The organism is bacterium (genome assembly GCA_041648665.1).
GTDB lineage: Bacteria > UBA10199 > UBA10199 > 2-02-FULL-44-16 > JAAZCA01 > JAFGMW01.
The window spans coordinates 1-14,106 of sequence record JBAZOP010000074.1 but is presented as its reverse complement, the minus strand read 5'-3'; the positions used below and the strand labels follow the sequence as shown (position 1 = coordinate 14,106).

15 protein-coding genes, 1 other RNA gene and 1 pseudogene are annotated in these 14,106 nt (G+C 57.0%); 8 read left to right on the top strand and 9 right to left on the bottom strand.

The annotated features are described in order from the left end of the window. From WC683_15925 to WC683_15915, 3 genes are all read left to right on the top strand, one after another. Positions 1–226: isochorismatase family protein (locus tag WC683_15925; GenBank protein ID MFA4974098.1), on the top strand; the 226-nt coding region annotated here is incomplete at its 5' end. Further along, the gene (locus tag WC683_15920) at positions 223–1,128 is read left to right on the top strand and encodes an FAD-dependent oxidoreductase (protein ID MFA4974097.1); all 906 of its coding nucleotides are present in this window, start codon (positions 223–225) and stop codon (positions 1,126–1,128) included. The genes WC683_15925 and WC683_15920, both read left to right, overlap by 4 nt. Next, positions 1,103–2,017 carry a radical SAM protein gene (locus tag WC683_15915; GenBank protein MFA4974096.1) on the top strand — a complete coding sequence of 305 codons (915 nt, stop codon included), beginning with the start codon at positions 1,103–1,105 and terminating at the stop codon, positions 2,015–2,017. The genes WC683_15920 and WC683_15915 overlap by 26 nt, the downstream gene beginning before the upstream one ends. 72 nt (positions 2,018–2,089) lie before the next feature. Here the strand turns inward: WC683_15915 and WC683_15910 are convergent, their stop codons facing one another. The 5 genes and pseudogenes from WC683_15910 to WC683_15890 form a co-directional block, all read right to left on the bottom strand. Next, positions 2,090–2,563 (bottom strand): helix-turn-helix domain-containing protein, encoded by a 474-nt coding sequence (locus tag WC683_15910; GenBank protein ID MFA4974095.1) that lies wholly within the window; start codon positions 2,561–2,563, stop codon positions 2,090–2,092. 409 nt (positions 2,564–2,972) lie between these two features. Beyond that, positions 2,973–3,158 (bottom strand): annotated as a pseudogene (locus tag WC683_15905) (hypothetical protein). 49 nt (positions 3,159–3,207) lie between these two features. Further along, positions 3,208–5,199 (bottom strand): ATP-dependent endonuclease, encoded by a 1,992-nt coding sequence (locus tag WC683_15900; protein ID MFA4974094.1) that lies wholly within the window; start codon positions 5,197–5,199, stop codon positions 3,208–3,210. Between the two features lie 19 nt (positions 5,200–5,218). Beyond that, on the bottom strand, positions 5,219–6,517 hold the full coding sequence (locus WC683_15895) for a DUF2130 domain-containing protein (GenBank protein ID MFA4974093.1): 1,299 nt from the start codon (positions 6,515–6,517) through the stop codon (positions 5,219–5,221). 455 nt (positions 6,518–6,972) lie between these two features. After that, positions 6,973–8,076 carry a virulence RhuM family protein gene (locus WC683_15890; protein ID MFA4974092.1) on the bottom strand — a complete coding sequence of 368 codons (1,104 nt, stop codon included), beginning with the start codon at positions 8,074–8,076 and terminating at the stop codon, positions 6,973–6,975. Positions 8,077–8,239: 163 nt separating this feature from the next. On the opposite strand from WC683_15890, the gene WC683_15885 reads away from it, so the two are divergent. From WC683_15885 to ssrA, 4 genes are all read left to right on the top strand, one after another. Further along, entirely contained in the window at positions 8,240–9,535 is a 1,296-nt protein-coding gene (locus WC683_15885; protein MFA4974091.1) for an amidohydrolase family protein, read from the top strand. A 97-nt stretch (positions 9,536–9,632) separates the two neighbouring features. Beyond that, the gene (locus tag WC683_15880; GenBank protein ID MFA4974090.1) at positions 9,633–10,217 is read left to right on the top strand and encodes a nitroreductase family protein; all 585 of its coding nucleotides are present in this window, start codon (positions 9,633–9,635) and stop codon (positions 10,215–10,217) included. 1 nt (position 10,218) lies between these two features. After that, complete coding sequence (gene smpB, locus WC683_15875) at positions 10,219–10,689, top strand: SsrA-binding protein SmpB (protein MFA4974089.1); 471 nt, start codon at positions 10,219–10,221, stop codon at positions 10,687–10,689. A gap of 19 nt (positions 10,690–10,708) precedes the next feature. After that, positions 10,709–11,057, top strand: a transfer-messenger RNA (tmRNA) gene (gene ssrA / locus WC683_15870). A 30-nt stretch (positions 11,058–11,087) separates the two neighbouring features. Here ssrA and WC683_15865 read toward each other — a convergent pair. Both WC683_15865 and crcB read right to left on the bottom strand, forming a co-directional pair. Then, positions 11,088–11,435, bottom strand: a complete 348-nt coding sequence (locus WC683_15865; GenBank protein MFA4974088.1) for a DUF190 domain-containing protein — start codon at positions 11,433–11,435, stop codon at positions 11,088–11,090. Positions 11,436–11,437: 2 nt separating this feature from the next. After that, a complete protein-coding gene (crcB, locus tag WC683_15860; GenBank protein MFA4974087.1) occupies positions 11,438–11,824 on the bottom strand; it encodes a fluoride efflux transporter CrcB in 387 nt (128 codons plus the stop codon). 158 nt (positions 11,825–11,982) lie between these two features. Between crcB and WC683_15855 the strand changes: the two genes are divergently transcribed. Further along, on the top strand, positions 11,983–12,417 hold the full coding sequence (locus WC683_15855; GenBank protein ID MFA4974086.1) for a YchJ family metal-binding protein: 435 nt from the start codon (positions 11,983–11,985) through the stop codon (positions 12,415–12,417). Here the strand turns inward: WC683_15855 and WC683_15850 are convergent. Further along, positions 12,414–13,730, bottom strand: a complete 1,317-nt coding sequence (locus WC683_15850; GenBank protein ID MFA4974085.1) for an aspartate kinase — start codon at positions 13,728–13,730, stop codon at positions 12,414–12,416. The genes WC683_15855 and WC683_15850 overlap by 4 nt on opposite strands. Before the next feature lie 7 nt (positions 13,731–13,737). Then, the coding region (locus WC683_15845) for a homocysteine biosynthesis protein (protein MFA4974084.1) at positions 13,738–14,106 on the bottom strand (369 nt) is incomplete at its 5' end.

Below are 14,106 nucleotides of genomic sequence, written 5' to 3'. Positions count from 1 at the left end.
GAGGCGGGTCGAGTCGCTCGTGATATGCGGGGTCATGACCAATCTCTGCGTGGAGACCACCGCGCGCCACGCGTTCATGAAGGACTTTGAGCCCACGATAGTGAAGGACGCGTGCGCCGCAGGCAGCGCGAAATTTCAGAACGCCTCGCTCACGAACCTGGGGTACGGCTTCGCGCACATCGTCACCACGCGCGAAATACTCTCGATGATGAGGAGGGACTCGTGACCGGATCAAAAAACGCCATCGACTGCATCATCGTGGGCGCAGGACCGGCGGGGCTCGCCGCCGCGCTGGAGGCGGCCAGACAGGGGCTCAAGGCGGAGGTCTACGAAGCCGCGAGGCCTGGCGGCCAGGCGCTGGCCGCTAACCTGGTCGAGAACTTCCCTGGATATCCCGGGGGCATCCCAGGCAGGGAGCTGATGCGAAGATGGCTCGATCACGTCGGCGCCAGGGGGATAAGGATAGTGCTCGAGCGCGTCACTCGCCTCGGCAAAGAGGACGGGCTCTTCGTCGCGAATATAGAGGACCGCGAAGTGCGGGGTCGCACCGCCATCGTCGCGGTGGGGCTCGCCCCGAAAAGGCTCGGCGTACCGGGCGAGCGCGAGCTCACCGGCCGCAGGCTCTTCACCTACGTCGATCCGGCCACGCTCGCGTTCTCCGACAAAAGGGTGGTCATAATCGGAGGAAACGACGTGGCCTTCGACATGGCGATGGGCTTCTCCGCCTCCGCGCGCTCGGTGACGATCGTAATGCGAGGCAATGCGCCCGGATGCACGCGATCGCTGCTGGAACGGGCGGTGGAGGCCAACGTCTCGCTGATCTTGGGCCATGAGGTGATCTCGCTCTCAGAGGACAGCTACGGCGCCGCGGTCCGGCTGCGCGAAGGCACCGCCCAAAAAGAGCTGGACGCGGACATCATAGTGAGCTGCATCGGCAAGGAGCCGATGGTGGATTTCATGGACCGCTCGCTCACCAGGGGCGCTCCCGGGCTCTTTCTCGCAGGAGATCTGAGGCACGGCAGGCAATGCCATATCTCGATGGCGGCGGGAGATGGAACGGCCGCGGCACTGGCGGCGGCGGAATATCTCAAAAAGAGGATCGATGGAGATAATCTCAATACAAGGTGACCCGAGTCTTGCGGAGGTGTTCGTGGCGCGATTCCGCGGCGACGAGAGGCTGCTCGCCGAGTTCGTGGACGCGCGCGACCCTGAGGAGGACCCGAATTACAAGTGGGTGGTGATAGTCTCATCGCAGTTCGGCTGCCCGATAGCGTGCCCGATGTGCGACGCGGGCGGCGACTACCGGGGCGATCTCACCGCCGAAGAGATCCTGGCCCAGATAGACGCCGTGGTCGCGCGCCACCCGGAATCGAGGCTCAAGGGAACGAAGAAATTCAAGGTCCAGTTCGCGCGCATGGGCGAGCCGGCGCTGAACTCCGCTGTCCTTGGCGCGCTCGAAACGCTGCCCTCTCGCTACGGCGCGCCGGGACTCATGCCCTGCATCGCCACCACCGCGCCTGCCAACGCATGCCGCTGGTTCGACTCGCTCAAGGAGATCAGGCACAGCGTATATTCAGGAAGGGATTTCCAGCTCCAGATCTCGCTCAACTCCACGGACGAGGCCGCGCGCGACCGGCTCATGCCGTGGCCCAAGATGTCCTTCGCATATATCTCGGAATACGCGCGCGCGTTTCACGAGCCGGGCAGGCGCAAGGCCGCGCTCAACTTCGCCCTCACCGAGGGCGTGCCCGTGGACCCGGAGACGATCGCGCGGAGTTTCGACCCCGGGTTCACGTGCGTGAAGATCACACCGCTCAATCCCACGATCCGCTCGGCCGAGACCGGCCTCTCCACGGCCCTTCCGCCGCACGCCCCCGAGGAGGCGAACTCGCTCTCGAAGAGGCTCAACGAGCTCGGCTTCGACTGCATAGTCTCCATCGGGGACGTGCGCGAGAACGCGATCGGCTCCAACTGCGGCATGGCGGTGAGAAAAACAAAGAAAGACGGTGCTGCCTAGCCTTTCCCTTCATAGCTGACGCACAAACCGCAACGCCAATCGGTCTTTTAACTTCCGAATACACTCGCCTTATTAATACGACTTCGGAGAAAGGAATCGGTAGCTTCGGCGCAAAGGCCCTTGCTTAGAGACAACATCGAGTACAACATGATCGTCGTTGTTCATTGCCGATATATATTCTAAAATTTTAGTGATACTCGGAAGCAACCGCCCCTGCTCATATTGTGAATAGGTTTTACTTGCGACTTTGAGTCGCTTGGCGGTTTGTCCTAAACTCAGACCACTGTTTCCCCGTTGCCTCTTGAGCATCGTTGCAAGCAGATACCTATCATTACGGCTGTCCTTCGCATATAAAACGAAACAATTCCCCGGCATCGGCAAGACGTTAACTTTAATTGGACGATTAATCGACATTTCAACTGCCTCCTTAATCATCCGGCAGGCATCAATACGAGTCTTTCCCTGTGACCAGACTTCGAGGGCCGGAACACCGACCACCCACCACCTTCCATCGCGAACAAGAAACCCCATGAATTTTAAGCTCATATAATCTCCTACTCACCTCTGCATGGAATGCAAAGATTTTGGCAGAAAAGGATATTCTTGTCGATACGACTCTATTTCAATCCACGCCCCTGCCTGTCCGGCAGGCAGGCCCGCGCGGGGGGCGACTATAACGGGGGTGTGAGTGGCGAGGATAATTAAGGTTTCAATCCACGCCCCCCGCGCGGGGGGCGACTGAAATACGAAATGGGGTACAATTTGTACCCCCCTCCTTCCGAGTTCAGCACCTTTCCGCCAGTCGGAACGTAATCGGCTAAATACGCCCATGTAAGGGAGGGGACAATTTGTCCCTACCCTTATGAACCCTGTTCAACACTTCGCAACTGCCTCGCTATGCATACGATGTCAGCTGATCAAATACGCTTTGGATGGTGCCGCTCTCAACCCTCGACTCATCGATGTGCTCGATCGTCTGAAACGGCAGCACTACGTTGCAGACCTCATTGGTCTTCCCGTTCCAGACCAACTCCACCTCTCGCTTGTCCTCAAAGAGCAGGAACCGATACTGCTCCGGTAGCGGCTTCCCCGCCTCCAGATACTTCCTGATATCCCGAATTTCGTTGTCAGTGAGTTTCATTGTTGCCTTTCACGACCCTGCTACGTTCGCATTACTTCTTAAATAGCCATCACACAACTCCAGGCACTTGTTCTGCTGATCTGAGACAAGTTGTTTTCCATGTCACCCGAACTGCTTTCTCAATAATCTTTTGGAGACTACCTGGAATTACTGGTGAAGTTCGAGACGTGAGTTTCCTGGCAATATATCGGGCAATCAACGGTTTCCCCGTGTCATCGATTAATCCAAGCTCCTTCCTAGCCTCCGCTGTTAGCGTATTCGCGTCGGGGATTTCGTTTTTCAAATCGTCTTCCCATTTGTTCGGAAAGCAAGCTATAGTATCCGCGACAAAAAGAGCTTGAGGTGCATTTTGATCTTCACCTGCCAGAGCTAGAAGCTCCTTAGATTTATCGATAACGTTCTTTTCCTTGTTGTTACGATCATAGTCGAAGAGAATGTAGCAAGGAATATGAAGTTCATTGAATATTCTAAACAACCGATCCATTGGACCCTTACCACCGCATTCAACGACACTTATGCCTTGAGGATCGAATGCACAATTCGAAAGCACATCTGCATAAATTGGAAGACTGTATTCTTCGGTCACTCCTTCAACAAGAATGATTTTGGAAGCAAAGAACCCTTCATTTCTCCGGGGATTATAGGCATGCGAATAATGATCGCGCATGGATTCAGCAGTGATCTTGCCCTTTAAATTGGGTTTCCTGATCTCAAGATCCTCAATCATCTTCGACATCGGTAGCTGCCATGCTTTGCTTATCGCTGTTTTTTTCCCATCATCGCTCTCGACGATACTTTCCAATCGTATAATTTCATCAAAATAGGCCACATCTACCAAAAGCGATGAATGAGTTGAAAAAAGAACCTGGTCGCCACCTTCCGATATCTTACGAAAAACCTGCCTGACGGTTCTTTGTGCCTGCGGATGCATGTAGAGTTCTGGTTCTTCAACTGCAAGAATGATATTGCGTTTTCTCCCGTCTCCCGCCGATATCATGTGCTCAGCATAACGCCGTAGAATAGTAAAAATGATGGCCCTTTGTAGGCCATGACCCTTATTCTCAACGGCATTCCTGAAGCCATCGTCCACATAAAGCTTCGGCGCACTGAGAAGGACTTCTAGCGTCGGTGTTTCAAACTCAATTTCAAGGTCGCAACCGGCAAAAAAGTCATTCAGCAATACATTGAGCTGTTTTTCCGTTTCGGCAATCAGCGGGACACGCTCTTCTCCGCCACTGCGGTTCATTTGTTTGGCAACTTCACCAAGGATGCGGTCAATTTTCTCCTTTTTATCCTGAGTAACAGAATCTAGTATTGCATAAAGCAACTTTCCAAAAGGACTACTTTTAGTTCCCTTCGATTCTTCTGTAACATCCCTGACCGCTGGAACAAGCACGAAGAAGGGCAGTGTACCCTTTAATACATTAGCATAGCCCTTTGGATTGTCGATCCATGCGTCTTCCATCGGTATTTTTTCCGCATGAGCTGAAATAAACTCTTTGACTTTTTCTTTCCATTCTTCAACGCCCGGCTTCTTGGTTGCTTCTGCAATGAACTTCGTACCATCAACTACAAGTTGATCTTTTATCTTCCACCATTCGGCGATGTTCTTGCCGTTTATTTTTGATTCTTGAAGCCATTCTGGTTCGGGAATGGGCTTCTTGTAGTGCTGTCCAATTCCAATCTTATCTTCGTCTTGCTCGGAATCGAATTCTGAATCCTCGCTCTTCGCGCCCATTCTTGCTGAACGAGCCATGTGAAATGTACCGTCCGCCTTTAGATAAGGACCCAAAGCTACCTTCTCTGTTTCCGTTAAGTCCGAAAATATGGCTTCGACACGAATTTCCAGACTGGTGTCCTTGTTCCAAAAAGACTCTTCGTTCAACAACTTAGTGCTAGGATTGAAGAGCAAATCCAAGGCACGAAGTACTGATGACTTTCCTGAGTTGTTCGCGCCAACTAGTGCGTGAATTCCGCCGAGCTCCAAGGAAATATCGCGACACGAGCGAAAGTTCTGTATTCTTAAGTGCGTAAGTTTCATAGACTCCTCAAGTTAGCCCTTATGACTCTTCCCTTGACGATGAATCCACTTCTTCAGGCGCCTCTAACGCCTCCATCTCCAACACCGCGATCTCGGGCAGGCTTTTGCCAGCGATCCCCTGCAGGTCGCCGTACATACTCACAGTGGCCTGCATGACGCGCTCGGTCTGCTCTTCGCGTTTGGCCCATTGTTTTGTAATAACCTTCTTCTCGCGGTCCAGATCCTGTTTCATTGTCGTAAACGCCTCGACAATGGCCTGAACACGCTGGCGGAAGTGTGGGCCTATTAGATAAGAATAGAGCAACTCCATCTTGGTCTGTTGGCCCTCGGATGCCTGGCGAGCTGTGGAGACTTCAATAAGGGAGTGACGCAACATCAGGGCCACCGGCATAATAACGCCGGGATGAGCGACCCATACGCCTTCCACGAAATCAAATGCCTCCACTCCTTTCGGAAGCGTCTGACTGACAATGATAGCTATTTCAGCTTTTGCAACTCGTTGATCATCGCGCAACTTCGGGAGCCAGCTGTCGCTCCAATTCTTTGTGCGCTTGGATTCCCACAGAATTGTTCCGCACGCCTGTCCCAGGGAACTTACGACTCTCTGCAGTGTGTCGCCGCCATGTTCTCCCTTTGGCACCGGCTCAATGGTATCGAGAGGAAATTTTGCCTTGAGCAATGCCTCAATCTCCAGCTCCTGGACTTCGCCCTGAAGCTGTTGTGAGCCTTGTTCCGCCTTCCGTTGCAGCTCCTCGATCTTTCGTTGCATGGAAATAATGATCTGTTCCTTTTCCGATACCTTCAGGTTCATCTGTTCTTCGACTTCTTTGCGCGATTGCTCGCGAATACTCCCGAGCCCTGCCTGCACTCGTTTTTCGACCGTCAAATCCAGCTCGCGCTTGGCGTCATCCAATTCGCGCTGCTTGCGAGTATATTCGGCTTGTGCCGCCTGTGCCTCCGCCAATTTCGCATTTTGCTGATTCAGCGCGTCCTGGAGCTCTGTATTCTCTTTTGCCTTCTGTTCAAGCTCCATAGCCACAACGGTCTTGGCCTTCTTTGCCTCCTCGGTGGCGATCTTTGTCCGTTCCTGGGTGAGTCTTGCTGCAACCTGATCTTCAAGAGCAGCTTTTTCTTTAACCAAGGACTGCTCGCGCTCACGGATACTGCCCTCACGCGCCGCAATCGCCGTGTCCTTCTCCGCAAGCTTCCGCTCAAACTCGCGCTTGGTCGATTCGATAAGAGGCGCAGCCAGCGACTCCGTAAGTTTGATCTCGGCCTGACACTTTGGACAAACAATGGTCGGTTCCATGGCGTTCATTTCCTTTCCTCCATTACCCGTCTCCCCCTTCACCATCAGCCACTACCGCTTCCTGTCGCTGAGAACAACCTTGGTCACCCTCTCCCTAACCCTCTCCCATCTAGGGAGAGGGGATACGGCACAGGATACCGCATGACGGAACGAGGCGAAGGCCTCTGTTGAGCGGCGTCAGAAGGCGCCGCTTTCCAAGCCTGCAATGCTGCGGCGCCTGATGCGCAGGCGAGCGAGCGGCGACTGAGTGAGCGAGCCGTAGCGAAACAGAGGCCTTCGACTCGTTCCGTCTGCTGAATGACAATGAGCGAATTGACCGTAATTACTCCCCCACACCTTGCACGGAATGTTGCGAGGAAACTTGCAGAATTTATATTAGAGATCAAGGGAATACAGGGAGAGGGGATTGATATCAGGAGATTCCCGCTTTCGCGGGAATGACAAGCGGGGGGCAAGCATGCCGATTATCTCTTGCCGCTCTTCTTTCGTTTCACGATTCGCTTTCGCGCCGGCAGCTTCTCCAGTTCCTTCGTCTCTTCCACAAGCCGGTCGAAATCACCAGTAGGCTGCGCAGCTTCCAGTCGTCTGCGCTCGGCCTCGTATTTTTCGAACTCCACGTGCGCGTGCTCCTCGGCCAGGTGATGCGAGATCCTGCCCGCGTGAGTGAGGACGTTGCGCTCGTTAAACTTGAGAAACGCGTCGAGCCTGGCGACCCAGTCGGCCATGTGCATGGGGCGTCGCCTGCGGGCCTGGTCCTCGGCATAGTCGAGGTACATGGTCACAACGCGGTTGAGCTCGCGCAGCTCTTCCTCGCCCAGGTAGTTCTTGGCAACTGTCACGTCAGTCCTGCGGATGGGGCCGTGCGGCGAGTTTTTCCACGTAGTCAAACCCATGTGCGGTTTGCCGGCAGCGGCACGCTCGCTGATCAGTTCCGCAGCAGTATGACCATGGATTGCCCAATGCAGCTTGTTCTGCACCGTGGCGTAGAAGGTCTGCGTGATCTCGGCCCTGGAGTCGTAATCGATGCTGGTGGCGTAGATATCCGTGATCTTCTGGTAGAAGAGCCGCTCGGAAGCGCGTATATCGCGAATGCGTTCGAGCAACTCGTCAAAATATTCGTCCCCAAGGGTCTTGCCTGCCTTGATGCGCTCGTCGTCGAGGGTAAAGCCCTTGACTAAGAGCTCGGACAGCCGCGCGGTAGCCCACTGTCGAAAGAGCGTGCCCCGCGCAGAGCGGACTCGATAACCTACGGCAAGAATGGCGTCGAGGTTGTAGTGCTGAATATCATAGGGTTTTCCATCGCTTGCAGTTATCCGGAATTTCCGGATAACTGAATCTTCGTCCAACTCCTCTTCGTCAAAGATGTTCCGCAAGTGCTCGTTGATAGTGCGGACGTCCTTCTGAAACAAATCAGCAATCAAACGCTGGGTCAGCCAGACAGTCCGGCCGTCAACGCGGACCTGAAGACGGAGCCCGCCGTCGCGATAGATTAAGAGCTGCCCGGGTCCCGGTTGATCCGTCCGTTGCAACTCGGTCTTATCCTTTTTATCCACATCCTTAACCGTCATCTTGCCTGCGATATCGCCTGCTGCGTTCACTTGGCAAGGTGAAAATAAAAACCGCATCATGGAACAAGTCCTTTGCAGCCTCTGATCGCCCTATAATGACGTTGCCCCTGTCTTGAGGTTCTGGTAGATTCATCTAAACCAACAACCCAAAGGGTTATAACCTATGGAAATCATTACTGCTTCCTATGCCCTGCCGATGACCAACGGAGGCCCTATCATTAGATATGGGGCGATCGCGGTGGAGCTCGGCAGGATACATGCGTTCGGCGCCAGAGAAGAGATCCAGGGGAAATACCCCGATGCGCCGATAAAAGAGTTCCCGGATGGAGTGCTCATGCCCGGCCTCGTATCGGCCCACTGCCACCTGGACCTCGTCTCTCTCTACAACCCCTCCTTCGCGTCGAGCGACGACTCCATCATCGAGGAGCCCTCCGACTTCGTATCCATGCTGATCGACCAGATCGAGTTCAAGCACGACGCGAAACCTGAACAGGTGATCGACGGGATACAGCGCGGCATCAACCGGCTGATCGAGACGGGCGTCACCTGCGTGGGCGACATGACCAACTTCGAGGGCACGTTCAAACTCCTGCGCGAGACCGGATTGCGCGCCGTGGTCTTCCCCGAGGTGCTGGCCGGCCGAGGCGAGGCCGCGCAGCAGAAGTTCGAGGTCGCGCTCGCCCTGCTCGACAAGTACACCGACGCCACGCACGACAGGATACGCGTGGGCCTGGGTCCCTACGCGCCGTATCTGCTCTCGCGCAACCTGCTCAAGATAATCAGCCAGCACGCGCGCGACGCCTCGATCCCGGTGATGATACACGCGGCCGAATCGTTCGCCGAGATGGAGTTCTTCTTCGACTCGCAGGGGCCGATCGCAACGGAGATATGGCCGGCGCTGGGATGGTCGGAGCTGCCGCCGGCGCAGCGCAAGACCCCAGTGGCGTACCTGGCCGACATCGGCTTCTTCGACGCGCCGACCACGATCGTGGGCGGCCTTCAGCTCTCCGCAAAGGACTTCCCCCTGCTGGCCAGGCACCTCGTGCGCGTGGTCTGGTGTCCGTCCATGAACAGGCGCATGAAGCACGGCCAGTTCCCGTACGGGAAGCTCTCCGATCACGGCATCCCCATAGGCCTGGGCAACGAAAGCTGGATAGGGCAGCTGGGCTTCAACATGTGGGAGGAGATGAGGATCGCGACCACGGGGGGCGCAACCCCCTGCCCCACCCCCGCCGAGGTCCTTCGGATGGCCACGGTCGGCGGCGCGAGGGCATTAGGGCTGGACCATCTGATCGGCACGCTCGACGAGGGGAAAAAGGCCGACTTCATAATCGTCAATGCGCCGAAGTGGAGCGAAGACGAGAGCGAGGCGCGATTCTACGACAGACTGATCGCCTCGACAGAGCCGCAGCACGTGCGCCACGTGGCCGTGGGCGGCGGAATCCTCAAGTCCACGTAAGCGCACAGCCTATTCCACCCTCCGGATCCCTTGATCAGTTCCCTTGACTGAAGCATGCCGCCCCGGCTACACCCATCGCTGACAGGAGGCCATGATGATGAGTTTTATCGAACTTGCGAAGAAGCGCGTCAGCGTCCGCAGCTATGCGAACAGGCCGATGCCCGACGAGGACATAGTGAAGATCCTGGAGGCAGGCAGGCTCGCGCCCTCCGGCAACAACGCGCAGCCATGGCGATTCATCGTGGTCCGCGACGCCGCGATCAAGAAGAAGCTGTACGAAGTCTCGGGAAAACAGCAGTGGATCCTCGACGCGCCGGCGGTGATCGCGGTGATCGCCGACCCCCTGGCCAAGTTCAAGGACGTCGAGCGGAACGAGTACGACTCGCTCAACGCCGCGCACAAGACAACGCTGCTCATCAAGGCGGTGCGCGACGCCTCGATCGCGGCGGAACACATCGTGCTGGCTGCGACCGACCTGGGATACGGGAGCTGCTGGGTGGCACTGTTCGAACAGGAGGAGATCAGGCCAGTCTTGGCGGTCCCAGAGCACTGCTATGTGGTCACGCTCCTGACCGTGGGCAGGCCCAAAGAAACCCCCAAGCCCGGCAGCAGGCGCCATTCGCTCGCCGAGCTCACATTCGACGAGAGGTACGGCAGGCGCACCGCTATCTGCCGTGAGTGAGATGGGCAAGAAGGAAGCGTCCGACATAAAGGTCGTCGCCAAGAACCGCAAGGCCTTCCACGACTTTCACATCGAGGAGAAGATGGAGGCGGGCCTGGTCCTCATGGGCAGCGAGGTGAAGAGCCTGCGCGACGGAGGGGCCTCTCTCTCCGACTCCTACGCTATGATAAAGGGGGGCGAGATCTGGCTCATAAATTCGCACATCGCGCAGTACTCGCCGGCTTCATACGCGAACCACGAGCCCAAACGCACGCGAAAGCTGCTCCTGCACTCGCGCGAGATCATGAAACTCTCGAACACGCTGAGGCAGAAGGGCTACACCATGGTGCCCCTGATGCTGTATTTCAGGAATGGACGCGCGAAGGTCGAGCTGGGGCTTGCGCGCGGGAAGCGAAAGTACGATAAGCGCGTGGCGATCAAGGAGCGGGAGACGAAACGCGAGCTCTCGCGGGCGGTGAGGAAAAACCGCTAGTTCTTTGAAAATTCAATGCGGGGGCGAAGAGATTTCGACGTGGAATGTGGAGTGAGCGCTGCATGCCGGCCCGTCATCAAGCCGCAAAACTGATGGCAAAAACACTGAAATGCCGAGCCTATGGCTCTTGCTGCCTAACTATAGGTAGCACGTCGACCGGCTGACGCCTGCTGAGCCGGAAGACGCCGCTAGCAGGCTGGCTGCCCCAAGTTCTCCCAGGCGCGGGGTGGCAAGACACAGCAGGGATAGTTTGAAAGGGATCCTTTCCCCGGGAGCCCCTTCGGGCGAAACTCAATACAGGGACTAAGCATGTAGACGCGCTCACAAAGCTTTCGCGGACGGCGGTGCAATTCCGCCCGCCTCCACCAGAGAAACGGCCCCGAGTGGGGCCGTTTTTTTTAGAGGTCCTGACCCTTGTGGTGCCGATAGGCGATCACGGTAGCCTTCTCCAGCGTCACAAGCCCTTCCTCAATCATCGGGTCGATGATCTTGAGAAACATTTCGATCCGCTCCGGTTTATCCACGATCTCGACGATCACAGGCAGGTCTTCGGAGAGTCTCAGGATCTTTGCAGTGTGCATGCGGCTGTCGGCGCCGAATCCCATGAGCCCCCTCATCACCGTGGCCCCGGCCAGCCCCTCCTTGCGGGCAAGCTCCACGATCGCCTCGTACAGCGGCTTGCCGTCGGAGCGGTCGCTTTCGCCGATGAAGATGCGGAGCAGCTGGGCCTCTGAAGGCAGGTGCATTCTCAACCCCCTCTCAAGCTGCGGACGAGCATCATGCCCGCCGCGACGCAGACTATGCCGACCACGTTCTGCAGCGCCACGTTCTTCAGCGCGGCCGCAAACTCGGCCGCCCGCACCAGCTCTGCGGATTCCAGCATGAACGACGAGAAGGTGGTGAATGCGCCGAAGAACCCTACGAAGATGACCGCCCTCACCTGGCTGCTCAGGGCGAGCGACCCCTCGGAGAGGGCCCAGAGGATCCCGACCACGAAGCATCCGACGACGTTGACGACCAGCGTGCCCCATGGGAAAACGCCGTCGGAGAACCTGTGCACGGCGCCGGAGAGGCCGTATCTGCAGAGAGTGCCTGCTCCCCCTGCCATCGCAAGCCAAAGGAGTTTTTGGAACATGTCGCCTCCCGGATCTGGGGGTATCAGAAGAAAATTCATCCCTCAAGCGATAATTCTCGACTCTAAGGATAGTGGCGAGAAACCGCCGCCTGGACCGCTCGAGATCCTGCTTGAGATTTTATTGCAATGAAGCTACGGAATACACACAACGCAACATCATGGAGGATGACATGATCATGTTCGGATGGCCATCGAGCCCGAAGGCCTTGCTCGAGGCGCGATACAAGGCCTACACCAAGGGGGACGTGGATTTCATAGTGGCGAGCTGCCACCCGGACATCCGCAAGAAGCAGGACCGCAAGGAGATCGAGAGCTGGTCGAAAGAGTCAAAGTGGCTGGGGCTCGACATCGAGGACCACAACGACGACGGCCACGCCGGGTTCGTGAAGTTCATCTGCCGCTACGAGCAGGGCGGACAGGAGGTCGAGCACCGCGAGATAGCGGAGTTCAGGAAGTTCGACGACGGCAAGTGGTATTACTACGATTCAAAAAAACCGAACACCACGGTCCACAGGGAAGCCCCGAAGATCGGCCGCAACGATCCCTGCCCCTGCGGCAGCGGGAAGAAGTACAAGAAGTGCTGCGGCGCCTAGAGGATTGAGTGCAGGGACTTTACCGCGTTTGCGATCTCTGAATCCTTCACCAGAAACGCCACGTTGATCTCGGATGCGCTCTTTGTGATGGCGCGCGAGCACACGCCCGCGTCCGCGAGCGCGGTGAATATCCTGCCGATCGACTTTGGGTTACCCCGTAGCTCGTCGCCCACCACGCAGACCACGGCCATCTTGTCCTCGCAGCGCACCGAAGCAAACCCCTTGAGACCTTCGCAGGCTGAGTTGCGCGCGCGCTCGGAGAGTCCGGATTGCGTGATGAGCGAGATGCCAGCCTCGCTGGTCATTATCATGTGCGCGATCACGCCATGATCCTTGAGCACCGCGAGCGCGGAGTTTAAGATCTCCGGCACCGAGTGAAAGCGCTCGGACTCGAGGTGTATGAGGGTCACGTCCTCCTTGTAAGCGATCGACTTCGCGAGGCTCTTCGTGAGCACGGGCTCAGCCACTATCACGGTGCCCGGATCATCATGCCTCATGACGTTGGCGACCCTGACCGGGATCCCGTGCCTGATCGCTGGGATGAGGGTCGCAGGGTGCAGGACCTCTGCGCCGAAGTACGCGAGCTCCGAGGCCTCGTCGAACGAGAGTTTAGGAATGTTCCTCGCTCCCGGCTCGATTCCAGGGTCAGCGGTCATCACGCCGTCCACGGCCTTGTAGATGACCACCTCTTTCGCCTTTACCGCAGCCGCGAAGATCGTGGCAGTGTAGTCGCTGCCCGAGCGGCCGAGGGTCGTGATCTCGCCCTGATCGTTCTTCCCCAGGAATCCCGTGACGACCGGGATCCCCTCCACCGATCCGATCGCCGCTGCGATCGCCTTTTCCATGCCCGGCAGAGGCTTCGCATTGCCGAACGCGGAGTCGGTCAGCATGCCTGCGTCGTAGGAGTTGATCGCGCTCGCCTTCATCCCCCGCGCGTTAAGCGCCCCTGCGATTATCCTGGATGAGAGCCTCTCGCCGAAGGACATCACGTTGTCCATGGTGCGCACGGTCAACTCCTTCACGAGGTTTATGCCGTGCAGCAAGGTTTCGAGCCTTGTGAGCAGCGGATCGATCGCAGTCCTCGGCACCGAGAGATCGTCCGCCAGCTCCTCGTGATAGCGGCGTATCGCGCCGCTCTTGATTTCGCCCTTGAGCGCACGGCTCGCCGCGTCGACGAGCATGTCGGTCGTATTTCCGTGCGCCGAGACCACCACGAGCGGGGACTCGCCCGCGCGCTTCGCGATCAGATCCAGGCAGCGACTCACGCCCTCCGCTGTGCCGATCGTCCTGCCGCCGAACTTGAGGACTATCATAGTTTCTCTATCTCCTCTTAACCGGTCTCTCTGTCAGCGGTTTGAAATTCATGCCGGACTCAGGTCCAGGCAGCGTCTCCACAGGTCTTCCGAGCAGGAAGTCTCCCTTTGATATCCAATCTTTGAGGATCTTCGCAATTTCCCTCGCCCTGGGCATGCTGGAGAGCGAGGCGGTCTCCACGGTCTTTCCGTTCACCTCTATCTTTCCGCTCCTGAGCTCTGCATAGGAGACCATAGCGAGGGGCTTGCCCTTGAGTTCCGGATAATCGGAGCTGTAGTCCCAGACCGGCGCCAATATATCGGCGTCCGTGATCGCGCAGCCTTGTGCAATATCCTCGTCGAGGACAGGTATCGGCACCCCGACGCCCACTGAGAG

Excerpts from the sequence above, each read along its gene's own strand:
- WC683_15865 (MFA4974088.1), bottom strand. The coding sequence starts at position 11,435 with ATGCACCTGCCTTCAGAGGCCCAGCTGCTCCGCATCTTCATCGGCGAA.
- WC683_15890 (MFA4974092.1), bottom strand. The coding sequence starts at position 8,076 with ATGACGGTTAAGGATGTGGATAAAAAGGATAAGACCGAGTTGCAACGG.
- WC683_15910 (MFA4974095.1), bottom strand. The coding sequence starts at position 2,563 with ATGAGCTTAAAATTCATGGGGTTTCTTGTTCGCGATGGAAGGTGGTGG.
- smpB (MFA4974089.1), top strand. The coding sequence starts at position 10,219 with ATGGGCAAGAAGGAAGCGTCCGACATAAAGGTCGTCGCCAAGAACCGC.
- WC683_15915 (MFA4974096.1), top strand. The coding sequence starts at position 1,103 with ATGGAGATAATCTCAATACAAGGTGACCCGAGTCTTGCGGAGGTGTTC.
- WC683_15880 (MFA4974090.1), top strand. The coding sequence starts at position 9,633 with ATGAGTTTTATCGAACTTGCGAAGAAGCGCGTCAGCGTCCGCAGCTAT.
- WC683_15900 (MFA4974094.1), bottom strand. The coding sequence starts at position 5,199 with ATGAAACTTACGCACTTAAGAATACAGAACTTTCGCTCGTGTCGCGAT.
- crcB (MFA4974087.1), bottom strand. The coding sequence starts at position 11,824 with ATGTTCCAAAAACTCCTTTGGCTTGCGATGGCAGGGGGAGCAGGCACT.
- WC683_15855 (MFA4974086.1), top strand. The coding sequence starts at position 11,983 with ATGGAGGATGACATGATCATGTTCGGATGGCCATCGAGCCCGAAGGCC.
- WC683_15850 (MFA4974085.1), bottom strand. The coding sequence starts at position 13,730 with ATGATAGTCCTCAAGTTCGGCGGCAGGACGATCGGCACAGCGGAGGGC.
- WC683_15885 (MFA4974091.1), top strand. The coding sequence starts at position 8,240 with ATGGAAATCATTACTGCTTCCTATGCCCTGCCGATGACCAACGGAGGC.
- WC683_15895 (MFA4974093.1), bottom strand. The coding sequence starts at position 6,517 with ATGAACGCCATGGAACCGACCATTGTTTGTCCAAAGTGTCAGGCCGAG.